The organism is Streptomyces sp. NPDC045431, from assembly GCF_040646655.1.
Lineage (GTDB): Bacteria > Actinomycetota > Actinomycetes > Streptomycetales > Streptomycetaceae > Streptomyces.
On record NZ_JBEZAQ010000011.1, the window covers coordinates 1 to 19,515 of the forward strand.

Genomic DNA, 19,515 nt, shown 5'->3' on the forward strand with positions numbered 1-19,515 from the left:
ACGTGCAGAGCGTCCCGGTCCGGATCGGCGTAGACGGCTACGCTCGCGATCCCGGCATCCCGGCAGGCACGGGCGACACGGACAGCGATTTCGCCGCGATTGGCGATGAGCACCTTGCGCACGAAGGCTCCTCGAATACGTCACGAACATCGGGCACGGAACAGCACCGCTCGAAACAGCACCGCCCGCTCGAACGTATAGGCGTCCGTTCCGTGCATCGGCCATCCGCCGGTAATCACCGGCGTGTCCCACGGGACCGGCGGATGACCTTCCGCTGAAGGCCCGGCACCGCGCCGCGGCGTCCGCGCCCGGGTTCCCGCCGGGTTACCCGGCCATGACGAACGGCTGGAAACGTTCGCGCACGGCACGACACTCGTGCGGATTTCCGACGCTCAGATCTCATGGAGGCATGCGATCATGACCGAATTCTCCCGGCGTGGGCTGATGAGAGGCGCCGCCGCGACCGGTGGCGCACTCGCGCTGCCGGCCCTCGCCACGACACCGGCCGTGGCCGCCGCCGTCGACGGGATCGACGGCGCCGAGCACACCGTGCGCGCGACCCCGGCCATCCACGTCACCTCCGCCGACCCGCGGTACAAGGGCCTCATATCGGGCTCCAACCAGCGCTGGGTCGGCTCGCCCGACTACGTACGCGTCGTCCACAGCGCCGACCAGGTCGTCACCGCCGTCCAGGAGGCCGTCGACCGCAACCTGAAAGTGGCCGTACGCAGCGGCGGGCACTGCGACGAGGACTTCACCGCCAACCGGGACGTCCGCGTCGTCATCGACATGGCCGGCATGAACGCCATCGACTACGACCCGGCCATGAACGCCATCGCCGTGGGCCCCGGCGCGCTCCTCGGCTCCGTGTACCGCACGCTGTACAAGCGGTGGGGCGTCGTCCTGCCGGGCGGCACCTGCCCCACCGTCGGTGCCGGCGGGCACATCACCGGCGGCGGGTACGGGGCGCTGTCCCGCTCCCGCGGCCTGACCGTCGACCACCTGTACGCGGTGGAGGTCGTCCACGTCGGTGCCGACGGGCGGGCCCGCAAGGTGGTCGCCACCCGTGAGCCCGGCGACCCGAACCGTGAGCTGTGGTGGGCCCACACCGGCGCGGGCGGCGGCAACTTCGGCGTCATCACCCGCTACTGGCTCCGCTCGCCCGGCGCCACCGGCACCGATCCGTCGAAGCTGCTGCCGCAGGCGCCGACCGAGGTGCTGCTGTCCGACGTCAGCTGGTCCTGGAGCGACCTCGACGAGGCGAGCCTCACCCGGCTGCTGCGCAACTTCAACGCCTGGCACGAGGCCAACTCGGCGCCCACCTCGCCCGGCCGCCACCTGTTCAGCCAGCTGAAGATGATGCACAAGGCGGCCGGCTACTTCCGGATGAGCACCCAGGTCGAGGCGACGGTGCCGGGCGCCGAGCAGCTGCTCGACGAGTTCCTCGCCGCGGTCACCGAGGGCACCGGCGTCGCCTACCACGTGGGCGACCGGTACCGGGCGCCCTGGCTGTACGCGGTCTCCGAGTGGTCCGGCTTCGTGGAGGCCGCCGTGCCGCGCTGGAAGGCCAAGTCGGCGTACGTCCGCAAGGCCATGCCCGACGAGCAGCTGAAGGCGGTCTACCGGCAGCTCACCCGCGACGACTACCCCGGCCCGTACGGGATGATCGCCGTCGTCGGCTTCGGCGGCAGGATCAACGCGGTGGCGAGCGCCGACACCGCCACCGCGCAGCGCGACTCCTTCGCCAAGATCCTCTACTGCAGCCTGTGGAGCGACCCGGCGGACGACGCCGTGCAGACGCGCTGGGTGCGCGAGGCGTACGCGGACGTCTACGCCACGACCGGCGGCGTCCCCCGCACCGGCGGCGTCAACGACGGCGCCTACATCAACTACGCCGACGCCGACCTCGCCGACCCGACGCTCAACACCTCGGGCGTGCCCTGGCACCAGCTGTACTTCAAGGACAACTACCCGCGCCTGCAGCGCGTGAAGGCGAAGTGGGACCCGAAGAACGTCTTCAGCCACCGCCTCTCCATCCGCCTTCCGTAGCCGCCGCCCCCTTTCCCTCCCGACATACGAAGAGGCCCCGCCGGCCGAAGCCGGCGGGGCCCTTTCGTGAGCGCCCGGGTGTTACGGGGCCGGGAAGTGGTTCTCCTCGACGAAGAACCGGACGTACTTCTCGAAGAGCTCCTGGGTCAGGGCGGGGATGCCGATCCCCGTGTCCTCCAGGGCCCGTTCCGTCTCCGTCGTGTCGATCGGCGGGTAGAAGCCGTCCGTGTCGGACGTCATCATCTCGAAGGCGTCCAGCAGCGGCAGCAGCGCGTTGTCGCCCGAGGTCACCGTCGACGTCCAGGTCTCCCAGTCGACCTCGTCCAGCTCGTAACCGAGGGCGCGCAGGTACTGGGCGCACTGGGTGAGCGCCAGGGAGCCCTGGTTGAACAGGTGGTACGTGCCGCCGGCCGCCTCCGGGCGGGCCGCGATGCCGGTGATGGCCGCGCTGACGTAGTCGACGGGCAGCAGGTGGAAGCGGCCCTCGACGCCCTTGGGCACCGACCGCGCCTGCACCAGGCCCTTGAGCGTCAGCCACACGAAGTCCCTGGTCTGGCAGGCGCCGTTGACCTGGTCGCCGGAGATGACGTCCACCCGGTACACCGACACCGGCAGGCCACGCTCCCTGGCCAGTTCGATGACCTGCTCGGCGACCCACTTGGAACGCAGGTAGCCGCTCGCCAGCCGCTCGGCGGGGCCGGTCGGGTCCGTCACCTTCAGCGGTACGCCCGGTTCCCGCACGCCGTTGAAGACGCCGACCGTCGAGACGTAGTGCACCGGCACCGTGCGGTGGCGGGCCGCCAGCCGCAGGACCTCCTCGGTGCCGCCGACGTTCGCCGCCTTCAGCGTCTCGTACGGCAGCAGCCAGTGCACCCGGGCACCGTTGTGGTAGACCACGTCGACGGTACGGGCCAGCTCGTCGAACGCCTCCTCGGTGAGCCCGAGGCGCGGTTCGGCCAGGTCGCCGCGGACGACGACGATCCGCTCCGGGTCGACGTCGTCCCACACCCGGTACCAGCGGGCGTTGTCCCGCAGCCGCTCCAGCGCCGCCGCGTCGTCCTCGCCGCGCACCAGGCAGTGCACGCGCGCCGTGGTGGTGCGCATCAGGTCGCGGAGGAGGAACGCGCCGAGGAAGCCCGTCGCGCCGGTGAGGAGGATGTCACGCGGCGCGGCGGCCGCCACGACCACCTCGGCGGCCGGCTGGACGTCGTCGGCGAGCCGCACCTCGGCGGCGAAGTCGACACCGCCGCGGCCGCCGCCGGACCCGTCCGCCGGGGCCGGCGCCGTCACCACCTCGCCGTGCAGGAACGCGGCGAGCGCGGCGGGCGTCGGGTGGTCGAACACCAGCGTCGGCGGCAGCTTCAGGCCCGTCGCCGTACCGAGCTGGTTGCGCAGCTCGACGGAGGTCAGCGAGTCGAAGCCGAGCGCCGAGAACGGCTGGCCCGTCGGCACCCCGGACGCGTCCGCGTGGCCCAGCACCTCCGACACGCGGCCCAGCACCAGCTCCAGCACCGCCGTCCGCTGCTCCTCGTCGGAGAGCCCCGCCAGCCGGTCGGCCAGCGACTCCGTGGAGACCTCGGTGTTCTGGGCGGTCCGCCGCCCCGACGAGCGGGCCAGCTTCTGCAGGAGGACCGGCACCTGCACCTGCTCCCGCAGCGTCGCCAGGTCCATGGGCGTCGCCGCGAGCGTCGCGTGACCCGTCGTCATCGCCAGGTCCAGCAGCGCCGGGCCCTGCTCGGACTCGACGGGCCGGAACCCGCCGCGGGCGATGCGCTTGAGGTCGGCCTCGTCGAGGTGCCCGGTCATGCCGCTGGTCTGCGACCACAGGCCCCAGGCGAGCGAGGTCGCCGCCAGACCGCGCGCCCTGCGGTGCTGGGCGAGCCCGTCCAGGAAGTGGTTGGCCGCCGAGTACGTCGACTGGCCGGGGCCGCCGACGACCGCGGCGATCGACGAGAACAGCACGAACGCCGACAGGTCCAGGTCCTTCGTCAGCTCGTGCAGGTGCCACGCCGCGTCCACCTTGGGCCGCAGCACCGCCGCCAGCCGCTCGGGGGTCTGCGAGCCGACCAGCCCGTCGTCCAGCACACCGGCCGTGTGCAGCACACCGGTCAGCGGGCGGTCCTCCGGTACGGACGCCAGCAGCGCGGCCAGCGCCTCCCGGTCCGCGACGTCGCACGCGGCGATCGTCACCTCGGCGCCCAGCGCCCGCAGCTCCTCCTCGAGCGCGGCCGCGCCCTCGGCGGCCGGGCCGCGCCGGCTGGTGAGCAGCAGGCTCCGCACACCGTGCTCGGTGACCAGGTGCCGGGCGAACAGGGCGCCCAGGCTGCCCGTACCGCCGGTGACGAGCACCGTGCCGTCGGGGTTCCAGGAGCCGGTGGTGCCGGACGCCGACTCGCCGACCCGGCCGAGCCGCGGGATGTGCACCCGCCCGCCGCGTACCGCCGCCTGCGGCTCCCCGGCGGCCAGCACCGCGGGCAGCGCCGCCGCCGACGAGGACTGGCCGTCCAGGTCGACGAGGACGATCCGGCCCGGGTTCTCCGACTGCGCCGACCGCAGCAGGCCCCACACCGCGGAGGCGCCCAGGTCGGTGACGTCCTCCGCGTCGGTGACGGCGACGCCGCCGCGGGTGAGCACCACCAGCCGGGTGTCGGCCAGTCGCTCGTCCGCCAGCCACCGCTGGACCAGGTCCAGCGCGTCCCGCGCGACCGTGTGGGTTTCGGTCGCCACGTCACCGGATGTCCCGGCGGCACCGTCGGACATCGCACCCAGCGGGGCCAGGACGACATCGACGCGCTCACCGGCGGCGACCGCTCCCGAGACCGCCGCCACATCGGCGAAGGCGCGGCCCGCGGCGAACGGACCCTCGCCCAGCGCCGCCCAGTGCTCCGGCTCGTCCGCCGGCACCAGCGGGTAGTGGGCCCAGTCCACGTGGAACAGCGCGTCCCGGTTCCTGGCCAGGGCGTTGGACAGCTCGCCGACGGCGATGGCCCGGCAGGCGACCGCCGACGCGGTCGCCACCGGCTGCCCCGCCATGTCCGCGAGCCGCACCTCCAGCGCCCCGTCCTCGCCCACGGCCAGGCGCACGCGCAGTCGCCGCGCCCCGGTCGCGTGGAGCCGTACGCCGTGCCAGTCCGTCGAGATCCACACCGCGCCGGCCGGGCTGCTGCCGTACGTGGCCAGGCAGGAGGCGGCCAGCGCGATCTCCAGCAGCGCCGGGTGCAGCCCGAAGCCCTCGACGCCGGTGCGGCTCTGCTCGGGCAGGCTCACCTCGGCGTACACCTCGTTCTCGCCGACCCGCCACACCGCGTCCAGGCCCCGGTACACCGGCCCGTACGCGTAGCCCTGCGTGGCCAGCTTCTCGTAGGCGTCGTCCAGCGGCACCTCCTCCGCACCGGCCGGCGGCCACTGCGCGAGCGTGAACGGGGCGTCCGGGCCGCGGAAGCCGAGGTGCCCGCGGGCGTTGAGCGTCCACGGCACGTCGGCGCTGTCGGGCCGCGAGTAGATCGACACCTCCCGGTGGCCGCCCGCGTCCGCGGCGCCCACGCTGACCTGCACGTGCACCCCGCCCTTCGCGGGCAGCGCCAGCGGGCCGAGGATCGACAGGTCCTCCAGCACGGTGCAGCCCAGCTGGTCGCCGGCCCGCACGGCCATCTCCACCAGCGCCGTCGCCGGCACCAGCGTCTGCCCCAGCACCACGTGGTCGGCCAGCCACGGATGGGTCCGCACCGACAACCGGCTGGTGAACAGCGTCTGTTCGACGCCCGCCACGGTCACCGCGGCGCCCAGCAGCGGGTGCTCCGCCGACTCCAGGCCCAGGTCCGAGGCCTCGGCGACCACGCCCGACGTCTCCACCCAGAACCGCTCGTGCTGGAACGCGTACGTCGGCAGGTCGGTGTGGCGCGCCCCGGTACCGGCGTAGAAGCCCTGCCAGTCCACCGGCACGCCCGCCGTGTGCAGCCGGGCCACCCCGGTGACCAGGCCCTCCGGCTCCGGCCGGCCGCGCCGCAGCAGCGGCACCGCGGCCTCCGGGCCCACGTCGACCGTGTCCCGCACCAGCGTGGTCAGCACCGCGTCCGGCCCCACCTCGGCGAACGCGGTCGCGCCCAGGCCGTGCAGGGTGGTCACCGCGTCGGCGAAACGGACGGCCTGGCGGACCTGGTCGGCCCAGTAGGCGGGGGTGCGCAGGTCGTCGCCGGTGGCGAGCCGGCCGGTGAGCGTCGACACGACGGGGATCGTCGGCTCGTTGTACGTCAGTTCGCCGGCGATACGGCGGAACTCGTCGAGCATGCCGTCCATGCACGGCGAGTGGAAGGCGTGCGAGACGGTCAGCCGCTTCGTCTTGCGGTCCAGCCGCCGGAAGTGCGCCGCCACGTCCGAGGCCGCCGCCTCGTCGCCCGAGACGACCACGGACGCGGGCCCGTTGACGGCGGCGACCGACAGCCGGTCCCCGACGTCCTTCAGGAGGGGGAGGACCTCCTCCTCGGTGGCCTGCAGGGCGATCATCGTGCCGCCGGCCGGCAGGTTCTGCATCAGCCGGGCGCGGGCGGCCACCAGCCGGGCCGCGTCGGGCAGGCTCAGGACGCCCGCGATGTGGGCGGCGGCCAGTTCGCCGATGGAGTGCCCGGCGACGTAGTCCGGCATGACACCCCAGGACTCCACCAGGCGGTACAGGGCCACCTCGGTGGCGAACAGCGCCGGCTGCGTGTACCCGGTCTGGTCCAGTTCGCCTCCGGCGGCGATGACGTCGCGCAGCGGCTTGTCCAGCAGCGGGTCCAGCTCCGCGCACACCGCGTCGAACGCCTTCGCGTACGCCGGGTAGGCCTCGTACAGCTCCAGGCCCATGCCGGTGCGCTGCGCGCCCTGGCCCGTGAACAGGAACGCCGTCTTGCCGGTGGTCCGTGTCCCCTGGACGACGTGCGGCGCCGGTTCCCCGGCCGCCAGGGCCCGCAGCCCCGCCAGCAGTTCGTCCCGGTGCGCGCCGACGACCACCGCGCGCTGCTCCAGCGCGGAGCGGCCCGTACCGAGCGAGTACGCCACGTTCAGCGGGCACACCAGGTCCGCGTCCCGCTCCAGGTGCGCCAGCATCCGCCCGGCCTGCGCGGCGAGGGCCTGCGCCGTCTTCGCCGACACCACCCACGGCAGCAGCGGGTGCGTGAACGCGGCCTCGCCGTCACCGGACGCCTCCGCCGTACCGGCCAGGTCCTCCGCCGCCGGCTCCTCCAGAATCACATGCGCGTTGGTGCCGCTCACACCGAACGCCGAGACGCCCGCCCGGCGCGGCGCGCCCGTGTCCGGCCACGGCCGGGCATCGGTCAGCAGCTCGACCGCGCCCGCCTCCCAGTCGACCATCGGGGTCGGCGTGTCGACGTTCAGGGTCCGCGGCAGGATGCCGTGCCGCATCGCCTGGATCATCTTGATGACGCCGCCCGCGCCGGCCGCCGCCACCGTGTGCCCGATGTTCGACTTCAGCGAGCCCAGGTACAGCGGCTTGCCCTCCGGCCGGCCCCGCCCGTACGTGGCCAGCAGCGCCTGCGCCTCGATCGGGTCGCCCAGCCGGGTGCCCGTACCGTGCGCCTCCACCACGTCCACGTCGGACGCGGACAGCCGGGCGCCGGCCAGCGCCTGCTGGATGACCCGCTCCTGGGACGGACCGTTGGGCGCGGTGAGGCCGTTGGACGCGCCGTCCTGGTTGACGGCCGTACCGCGGATCACGGCCAGCACGCGGTGGCCGTTGCGGCGCGCGTCCGACAGCTTCTCCACCAGCAGCAGGCCCACGCCCTCGGACCAGGCGGTGCCGTCGGCGGCCGCCGCGAAGGACTTGATGCGGCCGTCCTCGGCGAGCCCGTTCTGCCGCGAGAAGTCCACGAACCCGCTCGGGTTTCCGGACACCGTGGCACCGCCGGCCAGCGCCAGCGTCGACTCGCCCTTGCGGACCGACTGCACCGCCAGGTGCAGCGCCACCAGCGACGAGGAGCAGGCCGTGTCCACCGACACCGCGGGCCCCTCGAAACCGAAGGTGTACGCGATGCGGCCCGAGGCGACACTGCTGAGCTTGCTGGTCATCAGGTAGCCCTCGAGCTCCTCGGGGCCCTCCAGCCCCAGGTAGCTCTGCTCCACGACACCCGCGAACACGCCCACCGGGGTGCCGCGCAGCGTCGCCGGGTCGATGCCGGCCTGCTCGAACGTCTCCCAGGCGGTCTCCAGCAGCACCCGCTGCTGCGGGTCCATCGCCAGCGCCTCACGCGGCGATATGCCGAAGAAGCCCGGGTCGAAGAGGGCCGCCCCGTCGAGGAAACCGCCCTTCTTCGTGTACGACTTGCCCGGCTTGCCGCGCTCCGGGTCGTAGAGGGAGTCGATGTCCCAGCCGCGGTCGGTGGGCCATTCGGTGATGCCGTCGGCCTCGTCCATGACGAGCTGCCACAGCTCGTCCGGGGACGTCACCCCGCCGGGGAAGCGGCACGCCATGCCGACGATCGCCACCGGCTCCTCGGTGCCGGCCTCCAGTTCGGCGAGCCGCTGCCGGGCCTTCTGCAGGTCGGTGGTCACCCATTTCAGGTACTCCACCATCTTCTGTTCGCGTGCGGACGCCCCGTCCTTGCCGGCGTCCTGACCTGACGTCTGAGGTGATTCAAGGGACATGCGGGATCAACTTCTCCTCGGGCTGGTCGTGGGGGTGATCAGTTCGCGCTGCGGCCGAGCTGGTTGTCGATGAAGTCGAAGAGGTCCTCCGCGGAGGCGGCCTCCAGGGCCTCGGCCACCTCCTCGTCCCGGCCGCTCTGCGCCGCGGTCTCGTTGAGCCGGGACAGCAGGGTCTGGAGCCGTACGGAGACGGCCGTCCGAGCGGCGTCGTCGCCCAGTTCCGCCAGGGCCGCGTCCAGCCGGTCCAGCTCGGCGAGCAGCGGCTGGGACGCGCCCGGGCCGTCGCCCTCCGGGGCCACCTCGGCCACGATGTGCTCGGTCAGCGCCTCCGGGTTCGGGTGGTCGAACACCACGGTCGCGGCCAGCCGCACCCCGGTCCTGGCGTTCAGCCGGTTCCGCAGCTCCACCGCCGTCATGGAGTCGAAGCCCATCTCCTGGAACGCGCGCCCCGCGTGGACCGCGTCGACCCCGGAGTGCCCCAGCACCGCCGCGACCTCGGTACGCACCAGGTCGAGGACCGTCTGCCGGCGCTCCACGGCCGACAGCCCGGCCAGCCGCCGCGCCAGCGACTCCACCTCGCCGCCGCCCGACCGGGCCACCCGCCGGCCCGGCACCCGCACCAGCGACCGGAACACCGGCGGCACCTGGCCGTGCGCCCGCATCGCGGACAGGTCCACGGGCAGCGCCACCACGGCGGCCGTGCTGTCGGTGAGCGCCGAGTCGAACAGCGCCGCGCCCTCCTCCGGCGACACGGGCCGGAAGCCCTCGCGGCCGAACCGCTGCAGGTCGTTGTCCGTCAGCGCCCCGTTGATGCCGTAGCTGAGGCCCCACAGGCCCCAGGCGATCGACGTCGCCGCGAGCCCCCGGGCCGCCCGGTGACCGGCCAGCCCGTCCAGGAACGCGTTGGCCGCCGCGTAGTTGGACTGCCCGGGCCCGCCGATCACGCCCACGCTGGACGAGAACAGGACGAACGCGGACAGATCCAGGTGCTCCGTCAGCTCGTGCAGGTACCAGGCAGCGTCCGCCTTCGGGCGGAGCACCGCGTCCAGACCGCCCTCGGTCAGCGCCGGCACCAGCCCGTTGTCCAGGACACCGGCCGTGTGCACGACACCCCGCAGCGGATGCGTATCCGGTACGGCGGCCAGCACGGCCGCCAGCGCCTCGCGGTCGGCCACGTCGCAGGACGCGAACGTGACCCGCGCGCCCAGCGCCGACAGCTCCGCCTCCAGCTCGGCCGCACCCGGGGCCCCGGCACCGCGGCGGCTCAGCAGCAGCAGGTGCCGCACGCCGTGTTCGGCGACCAGGTGCCGGGCGAACAGGCTGCCCAGGGCGCCCGTACCGCCCGTGATGAGCACGGTGCCGTCCGGGTCCCAGGCCGCGGCCCGGCCCTCCGTACCACCCTGCGCGGAGCCCACCGGCATACGGCGCAGCCTCGGCAGCAGCACCGCACCGCCGCGTACCGCCGCCTGCGGCTCGCCCGAGGCGACCACCGCGGACAGCACCTCCGCCGTCGCACCGGCGGCGTCCGGCGCCTCAGCCGTGACGCCCGGCGCCCCGTCCAGGTCGATCAGCGTCAACCGGTCCGGCGCCTCCGCCTGGGCCGACCGCAGCAGGCCCCAGACGGTCGCCGCGGCCGGCTCCGGCACGCCCTCGGCGCCCGTGTCGACGGCGCCCCGCGTCAGGACCACCAGCCGCGTACCGCCGAGCCGAGGCTCGGCCAGCCACTCCTGCACCAGACCGAGCGCCCGCCGCGCCGCCGCGTGGGCGGCGCCCACCACGTCGTCCGCGGCACCGGCCGCGAACCGGGCCAGCACGGCGTCCACCCCGGCCCCGGCCTCCACGGCCTTGCCGACCGCCGCCACCTCGTCGAACACGGGCACCTCGGCACCCGCGCCCGCGACGGCGCCCGCCGCGTCCAGGCCGTCCCCGTCGAGGACGCCCCAACGGAGCGACCCGTCCGGAGCCGGCAGCGCGGCGCGCTCCCAGTCCAGCTCGAACAGCGGCCTCGCCGCGTCCACGGCGGCCCCGCTGAACGCCGCGTCCGGCACGTCGCGGAAGACGAGCCGCCCGATCGTCACGACGGGCCGGTCCTCCGCGTCGGCCAGCACCACCGCGACCGCGTGCGCGTCCACCGCACCGCCGCCATCGGCCCCGACACCCGCGTCGGCCGCGGACTCCGGCAGTTCGGCCGGCGTGACCCGTACGCGGACGGCGGTCGCGCCGCTCGCGTGCAGCCGCACCTGCTCCCAGCGCGCAGGCACCCGGGTCGTCCCCGGCTCGCCGTCGCCGGCGGACGCGGTCACCGCGGCCTCCAGCAGCGCCGGGTGCAGCTCGTAGCGGGCGGCGTCCGGCAGCAGGTCCTCCGGCAGCCGCACCTCCACCGACGGGCCGTCCGACGGGACCGGAGCCGACGGGGCCTCCGGCGTACCCGTACCGGCCGGCACCAGGAAGCCCCGGGCGTGGACCGTCCACACCGCGTCCGCCCCGGCGTCCTCGCCGCGGCTGTGCACGGTGAACGGCCTGCGGCCGGCCGCGTCCGCCGGGCCCACGCCCAGCTGCAGCTGCACCGCACCGTCCGCCGGCAGCACCACGGGCGTCATCAGGTCCAGCTCCACCGAGCCCGGCAGGCCCAGCTCGTCACCGGCCCGCACGGCCATCTCGACCAGCGCGGACGCCGGCACCACCGGCGCGTCGAACACCGCCTGCTCCGCCAGCCACGGGTGCGTACGCGCCGACAACCGGCTGCTGAACAGCGTCTGCTCGGCCCCCGCCACGGTCACCGCCGCACCCAGCAGCGGATGCCCGGTGCCCGCCAGGCCGTACCCGGAGTCCCCGCCCCCGGCGGTACCGGTGAGCCAGAACGCCCGGTGCTGGAACGCGTACGTCGGCAGCGTCACGGGCCGCGGCTCCGCCTCGGCACCGGAACCCGCGAACAGCGCCCGCCAGTCGACGCGCACGCCCCGGCTGTGCAGCACTCCGACGGTCGTTGCGAGTTGGTGTGCTTCGGGGCGGGTTTTGCGGAGGGTGGGGGTGGCGTCGGCGAGGGGGCTGAGGACGGCGTCGGGGCCTATTTCGAGGAGGGTGGTGGCGCCGAGGTCGCGGAGGGTGGTGAGGGCGTCGGCGAAGCGGACGGCTTGGCGGACTTGGTCGGCCCAGTAGGTGGGGGTGCGCAGGTCGTCGCCGGTGGCGAGGGTGCCGGTGAGGGTGGAGACGATGGGGATCTTGGGTTCGTTGTAGGTGAGTTCGGCGGCGGTGCGGCGGAACTCGTCGAGCATGGCGTCCATGCGGGGGGAGTGGAAGGCGTGCGAGACGGTGAGCTGCTTCGTCTTGCGGCCCAGCTTCTGGAACTGTTCCGCGGCCGTCTGTGCTGCGTCCTCGTCGCCGGAGACGACGACCGACTCGGGGCCGTTGATGGCGGCGATGGACAGCCGGTCGGCCTTGTCGGCGATCACCGGGAGGACTTCGTCTTCGGTGGCCTGGAGGGCGATCATGGCCCCGCCGGTGGGCAGCTCCTGCATCAACCGGGCCCGTGCGGCGACCAGTCGGGCCGCGTCGGGCAGGTTCAGCACGCCCGCGATGTGGGCGGCGGCCAGTTCGCCGATGGAGTGCCCGGTGACGTAGTCGGGGGTGATGCCCCAGGACTCGAGAAGTCGGTAGAGGGCGACTTCGGTGGCGAAGAGGGCGGGCTGGGTGTAGCCGGTCTGGTCGAGCTCCTCGCCGGTGGCGATGACGTCGCGCAGGGGCTTGTCCAGCAGCGGGTCCAGCTCCGCGCACACGGCGTCGAAGGCGTCGGCGTACGCGGGGTAGGTGGCGTAGAGCTCCAGGCCCATGCCGGTGCGCTGGGCGCCCTGGCCGGTGAAGAGGAAGCCGGTCTTCCCGGCGGTCTTCGTCCCCTGGGCCACGTACGGGGCGGTCTCCCCGGCGGCCAGGGCCCGCAGCCCCGCCAGCAGTTCGTCGCGGTCGGCACCGGCCACCACCGCACGGTGGTCGAAGGCCGTACGGCTCATGGCGAGCGACCAGCCGACGGCGGCCGGGTCCAGGGACGCGTGCCGCTCGGCGTACGCCAGCAGCCGGGCGGCCTGGTCGGACACCGCCTCGGGCGTACGGCCGGACAGGGGCCACGGCGTGACCGGCAGGGAGACGGCCGGGCCGTCCTGCGGTGCGTCGGTGCCCGGAGGCTCCTCCAGCACGAGGTGGGCGTTGGTGCCGCTGATGCCGAACGACGACACCGCCGCGCGCCGCGGACGTCCGGGCGCCTCCCACGGACGGGCCTCGGTCAGCAGCTCGACCGCGCCCGCCTCCCAGTCGACGTGGCTGGTCGGCCGGTCGACGTGCAGGGTCTTCGGCAGGACGCCGTGCCGCATGGCCTCGATCATCTTGATGACGCTGCCGACACCCGCCGCCGCCTGGCTGTGGCCGATGTTCGACTTGAGCGAGCCCAGGTAGAGGGGCCGCCCGTCGGCCGGCCGGTCCTGCCCGTACGTGGCCAGCAACGCCTGCGCCTCGATCGGGTCGCCGAGCCGGGTGCCCGTGCCGTGCGCCTCCACCACGTCCACATCGCGGGGCTGGAGGCCGGCGTTGGCGAGGGCCTGGCGGATGACCCGCTCCTGCGAGGGGCCGTTGGGGGCGGTGAGGCCGTTGGAGGCGCCGTCCTGGTTGACGGCCGTGCCGCGGATGACGGCCAGCACCTGGTGGCCGTTGCGGCGCGCGTCCGACAGGCGCTCCACGAGGAGCAGGCCCACGCCCTCGGACCAGCCGGTACCGTCGGCGCCGTCGGCGAACGGCTTGCACCGCCCGTCGGGCGCCAGGCCGCGCTGCCGCGAGAACTCCACGTACGAGGTCGGGCTCGCCATCACGGTCACGCCGCCCGCCAGCGCGAGGTCGCACTCGCCCGAGCGCAGGGCGCCGGCCGCCATGTGCAGGGCCACGAGGGACGACGAGCAGGCCGTGTCCACGGTGACCGCGGGGCCTTCGAGACCCAGCGTGTACGACACCCGGCCGGAGGCGACGCTGCCCGCGTTGCCGCTGGCGAGGTAGCCCTCCAGGTCCTCGGGGACGCTGTCCAGCCGGGAGCCGTAGTCGTGGTACATCACGCCGGTGAACACGCCGGTGCGGCTGCCGCGCAGCGACGCGGGGACGATGCCCGCGTTCTCCAGGGTCTCCCACGCGGTCTCCAGCAGCAGCCGCTGCTGCGGGTCGGTGGCGAGCGCCTCGCGCGGCGACATCCCGAAGAACTCGGGATCGAACCGGTCGGCGTCGTGCAGGAACCCGCCGCCCTTGGCGTACGTGGTGCCGGTGTGCTCCGGGTCGGGGTGGTACAGGTTCTCCAGGTCCCAGCCGCGGTTGGACGGGAACGCGGTGATGGCGTCGACGCCTCCGGCGACGAGCCGCCACAGGTCCTCGGGCCCGTTGACACCGCCGGGGTAGCGGCAGGCCATGCCGACGATCGCGATCGGCTCCAGCGAGGAGGAGTCTGCCGTCACCACGGCCGGGGCCGCCTCGGGCGCCGAGCCGAACAGCTCCGCGTCCAGGTGCGCGGCGAGCGCCGCCGGGTTGGGGTGGTCGAAGACCAGCGTGGTCGGCAGCCGCAGCCCGCTCACCTTGTTGAGCTGGTTGCGCAGCTCGACGGCGGTGAGGGAGTCGAAGCCGATCTCCTGGAAGGCCCGTTCGGCCCCGATGGCGGACGGGTCGGCGTGGCCGAGCACCCCGGCCACCTGGGCACGTACCAGGTCCGTGAGCGCCTGTCGACGCTCGTCCGGCGACAGGCCCGCGAAGCGCTGCGCCAGCGGCGACCCGGCGTCCCCGCCGCCCGCCGCGGCCGACGCGGCCGTGGCGCGGCGGGGAGCCGCGGGTACGAGCCCGCGCAGCAGCGGCTGCGGATCGTCCTGGCGCCGCAGCGCGGCCGTGTTGAGCCGCGTGACGGCCAGGACGGCCTCGCCCGTGGAGGGGGCGGCGTCGAACAGCTCCATCGCATCGTCCGACGACAGCGGCAGCAGCCCCGTGCGCTCGATGCGCTTGAGGTCGGTCTCGTCGAGGCCACCGCTGATGGTGGAGGACTCGGCCCACAGGCCCCAGGCGAGGCTGGTGGCGGGCAGGCCGTGGGCGTGGCGGTGCTGGGCGAGCGCGTCGAGGAACGTGTTGCCCGCCGCGTAGTTGGCCTGCCCGGCGTTGCCGATGAGACCCGCGATGGACGAGTACAGGACGAACGCCGTGAGGTCCTGGTCCTTCGTCAGCTCGTGCAGGTTCCAGGCGGCGTCGACCTTCGGCTGGAGGACCTTCGCCAGCCGCTCGGCGGTGAGCGACGACAGGAGCCCGTCGTCGAGGACGCCGGCCGTGTGGACGACCGCGGTGAGCGGCCGGTCCGCCGGGATGGCGGCCAGCACTCCGGCCAGCGCCTCGCGGTCGGCGGCGTCGCAGGCCGCGAACGACACGTGCGCGCCCAGCCCGGTCAGTTCGTCCCGGAGCTCACCGGCGCCGGGGGCGTCGATGCCGCGGCGGCTGAGGAGCAGCAGGTGCCGTGCCCCGTGCCGGGTGACCAGGTGGCGGGCCAGGACGCCGCCCAGGGCGCCGGTGGCACCGGTCACGAGGACCGTGCCGCCGTCCCAGCGCGGCGCCTGCGCCTCCTCGGCGATGGTGGCCGTACGGGCCAGCTGAGGCGTCAGGACCTCCGCGCCCCGGACCGCGACCTGGGGAACGTCGGGGGAGACGTTCCGAAGGTCGAGGGTGTCCGTGTCGCGGTCGACGAGGACGATACGGCCCGGGTTCTCGCTCTGGGCCACCCGCACCAGACCCCACACACCGGCGTGCGCCAGGTCCGTGACGTCCTCACCGTCGCCCGTCGCGACCGCGCCGCGCGTCGCCACGACCAGGGTCGCGTCGGCCCGCCGCTCGTCCGCCAGCCACGCCTGGAGCGCCGCCAGGGTGTCGCGCAGCAGGGCGTGCGCCGCCCCGGCCACGTCGTCGGAGCCGACCGTCGGGGCCGGCGCGTACACGACCGTGCCCGTACCGGCCGGGACCTCGTCCAGCGACGCGTACCGTGTCGCGCCGTCCACGGCGACCCCGCCGACGACCGCCCGGTCGGACACGTCCACCGGCGCCGCCGCCGGCGCGCCCGCCGACCACACGACCCGGAACAGCCCGTCGCGTGCCGTCGACGCGGCCTCCCGCAGCGCCTCCTTCGACAGCGGCCGCAGCAGCAGCGACTCGACGGACGCCACCGGGGCGCCCACCGCGTCCGCCACGGCGAGGGACACCGTGTCGGCGCCCGACGGGGTCAGCCGTACGCGTAGCGCCGTCGCGCCCGACGCGTACACCCGCACCCCGGACCAGGAGAACGGCAGCATCGCCACGCGGCCCTCGTCGGCCACGCCCGGCAGCAGCGGGTGCAGGGCCGCGTCGAGCAGCGCCGGGTGCAGCAGGAACCGCCCCGCATCGCCCCGCGCGCCCTCCTCCAGCGCGACCTCCGCGAACAGCTCGCCGTCCGCGCCGCGCCACACGCGACGCAGGCCGCGGAACGCGCCGCCGTACGCGTACTCCTCGTCCAGCAGGCGCTCGTACACGTCCGTCAGCTCGACCTCGACGGCACCTGCAGGCGGCCACGCCACCAGGGCGGTGCCCTGCTCGGCCGGCGCGGCGGGCGCCAGCGTGCCTCTGGCGTGCAGCGTCCACGGGCCGGCGTCGCCGCCCGCGTCACCCTCGCGCCGCGCGTACACCTCGATCGCCCGGTGCCCGTCGGCCGCGCCGTCCGCGTCGCGCACGACGACCTGCACCTGTACGCCGCCCTGTTCGGGCAGCACCAGCGGCGCCGACAGGGTCAGCTCCTCCAGGCTCGGGCAGCCCAGCTGCTCGCCCGCGCGGACCGCCAGCTCCACGAAACCGGTGCCCGGCAGCAGTGCCGTCCCGGCCACGGCGTGGTCCGCGAGCCACGGGTGCGTGGCGAGCGACAGCCTGCTCGTGAAGAGCGTGTGGTCACCGTCCGCCAGCTCCACGGTGGCACCCAGGAGCGGGTGTTCCGTCGCGAGCAGGCCGAACCCGGAGGCGTCGGCCGGGGTGTCGGAGGCGTCCAGCCAGTACCGGTCGCGCTGGAAGGCGTACGTCGGCAGGTCGACCGGCTCGCCCGGACGCCCGCCGAGGAACCGCTCCCAGTCGACGCGGCCGCCCTGGGCGAAGAACCCGCCCACGGCCGTTACGAGTTGGTGTGCTTCGGGGCGGGTTTTGCGGAGGGTGGGGGTGGCGTCGGTGAGGGGACTGAGGACGGCGTCGGGGCCGATTTCGAGGAGGGTGGTGGCGCCGAGGTCGCGGAGGGTGGTGACGGCGTCGGCGAAGCGGACGGCCTGGCGGACTTGGTCGGCCCAGTAGGTGGGGGTGCGCAGGTCGTCGCCGGTGGCGAGGGTGCCGGTGAGGGTGGAGACGACGGGGATCTTGGGTTCGTTGTAGGTGAGTTCGGCGGCGGTGCGGCGGAACTCGTCGAGCATGGCGTCCATGCGGGGGGAGTGGAAGGCGTGCGAGACGGTGAGCTGCTTCGTCTTGCGGCCCAGGTCGCGGAAGTGCGCCGCCACATCGGAGGCCGCCGTCTCGTCGCCCGAGATAACCACGGACTCCGCGCCGTTGATGGCGGCGATCGAGAGCTGGTCGGTGAGGAGGGGGAGGACTTCCTCCTCGGTGGCCTGGAGGGCGATCATGGCCCCGCCCGTGGGCAGGTTCTGCATCAGCCGGGCGCGTGCGGCGACGAGTCGGGCGGCGTCGGCCAGGCTGAGGACGCCCGCGATGTGGGCGGCGGCCAGTTCGCCGATGGAGTGCCCGGTGACGTAGTCGGGCGTGATGCCCCAGGATTCCAGGAGCCGGTAGAGGGCGACTTCGGTGGCGAAGAGGGCGGGCTGGGTGTAGCCGGTCTGGTCCAGCTCCTCGCCGGTCGCGATGACGTCGCGCAGGGGCTTGTCCAGCAGCGGGTCCAGTTCCGCGCACACCGTGTCGAAGGCGTCGGCGTACGCGGGATAGGTGTCGTACAGCTCCAGGCCCATGCCGGTGCGCTGGGCGCCCTGGCCGGTGAAGAGGAAGCCGGTCTTTCCGGCGGTCTTCGTCCCCTGGGCCACGTACGGGGCGGTCTCCCCGGCGGCCAGGGCCCGCAGGCCCGCCAGCAGTTCGTCGCGGTCGGCACCGGCCACCACCGCGCGGTGGTCGAACAGGGCACGCGTGGTCAGCAGCGAGTGCCCCACGGCGGCCGGGTCGAGCCCGTCCCGCTCCTCGGCGTACGCGAGCAGCCGCTGCGCCTGGCCCGCCAGGGCATCGGGCGTACGGGCGGACAGCACCCACGCGTTCACCGGCGGGGCGGTCGCGACCGGCTCGTCGGACGCGGCCTCGGCAGGAGCGGCCTCCTCGGGCTCCTCGATCACGACGTGCGCGTTGGTGCCGCCGAAGCCGAACGACGACACGCCCGCGCGGCGCGGCGTATCGGACTTCGGCCACGGACGGGCCTCGGTCAGCAGCTCGACCGCGCCCGCGTCCCAGTCGATGCGGGACGAGCGCTCCTCGGCGTGCAGCGTCCTCGGCAGGACGCCGTGCCGCATGGCCTCGATCATCTTGATGACGCCGCCGACACCGGCCGCCGCCTGGGCGTGGCCGATGTTCGACTTCAGCGAACCCAGCCACAGGGGCCGCCCCTCGGGCCGGTCCTGCCCGTAGGTGGCGAGCAGGGCCTGCGCCTCGATCGGGTCGCCCAGGGCCGTACCGGTGCCGTGGGCCTCCACGGCGTCCACGTCGTGCGGCTGGAGGCCGGCGTTGGCGAGGGCCTGGCGGATGACCCGTTCCTGCGAGGGGCCGTTGGGGGCGGTGAGGCCGTTGGAGGCGCCGTCCTGGTTGACGGCCGTGCCGCGGATGACGGCCAGCACCTGGTGGCCGTTGCGGCGCGCGTCCGACAGGCGCTCCACGAGGAGCAGGCCCACGCCCTCGGCCCAGCCGGTGCCGTCCGCGCCCTCCGCGAAGGACTTGCATCGCCCGTCGGGCGCCAGGCCGCGCAGCCGCGAGAACTCGATGAACGCGGTCGGTGTCGACATCACCGCGGCACCGCCGGCCAGGGCCAGGTCGCACTCCCCGGCCCGCAGCGCGTTCACCGCGAGGTGCATCGCCACCAGCGACGACGAGCACGCCGTGTCGACCGTGACGGTGGGGCCCTCCAGGCCGAACGTGTAGGCGAGCCGCCCGCAGGCGATGCTGCCGGCGCTGCCGCTGAACAGGTAGCCCTCGTTGCCCTCGGCGGGCAGGTGGGGGCGGGAGCCGTAGTCGTTGTACATGAGGCCGGTGAACACGCCGGTACGGCTGCCGCGCAGCGACGCCGGGTCGATGCCGGCCCGCTCGAAGGTCTCCCAGGTCGTCTCCAGCAGCAGCCGCTGCTGCGGGTCGACCGCCAGCGCCTCGCGCGGCGACATCCCGAAGAACTCCGGGTCGAAGCGGTCCGCGTCGTGCAGGAAGCCGCCCTCGGTCGCGTACGACGTACCGGGCTCGTCCGGGTCCGGGGCGTACAGCCGCTCCAGGTCCCAGCCGCGGTTCGTCGGGAAGCCGCCGACCGCGTCCACACCGTCCGACACCAGGCGCCACAGGTCCTCGGGGCTGGTGACGCCACCGGGGTAGCGGCAGGCCATGCCGACGATCGCGATCGGCTCCTGGGCCTTGTCCTCGACCTCGCGCAGGCGCTTGCGCGCGTCCCGCGCGTCCGCGATGGCCCGCTTGAGGTACTCCCTCAGTTCTTGCTCGTTCGCCACGTGTTCTCAGCTCCCCGACGTGATGTGGCTCGGTGGTGAAAGGTCGTTGTGGGCGCGTCGTCGCGCCTCG

The 19,515-nt window shown here is 74.4% G+C and carries 4 protein-coding genes; 1 reads left to right on the forward strand and 3 read right to left on the reverse strand.

Annotated features, from left to right (window positions below):
- Window positions 1–122, reverse strand: a 122-nt coding sequence (locus tag AB0A69_RS21905; protein ID WP_146166841.1) for a biotin carboxylase N-terminal domain-containing protein, incomplete at its 3' end; no start/stop codon positions are given.
- A gap of 295 nt (window positions 123–417) precedes the next feature.
- Between AB0A69_RS21905 and AB0A69_RS21910 the strand changes: the two genes are divergently transcribed.
- A complete protein-coding gene (locus AB0A69_RS21910; protein ID WP_361424354.1) occupies window positions 418–2,049 on the forward strand; it encodes an FAD-binding oxidoreductase in 1,632 nt (543 codons plus the stop codon).
- Between the two features lie 81 nt (window positions 2,050–2,130).
- On the opposite strand, the gene AB0A69_RS21915 is transcribed toward AB0A69_RS21910, so the two are convergent.
- A complete protein-coding gene (locus AB0A69_RS21915) occupies window positions 2,131–8,688 on the reverse strand; it encodes a thioester reductase domain-containing protein (RefSeq protein ID WP_361424357.1) in 6,558 nt (2,185 codons plus the stop codon).
- 38 nt (window positions 8,689–8,726) lie between these two features.
- On the reverse strand, window positions 8,727–19,445 hold the full coding sequence (locus AB0A69_RS21920; RefSeq protein ID WP_361424360.1) for an SDR family NAD(P)-dependent oxidoreductase: 10,719 nt from the start codon (window positions 19,443–19,445) through the stop codon (window positions 8,727–8,729).
- Between the last annotated feature and the right edge of the window lie 70 nt (window positions 19,446–19,515).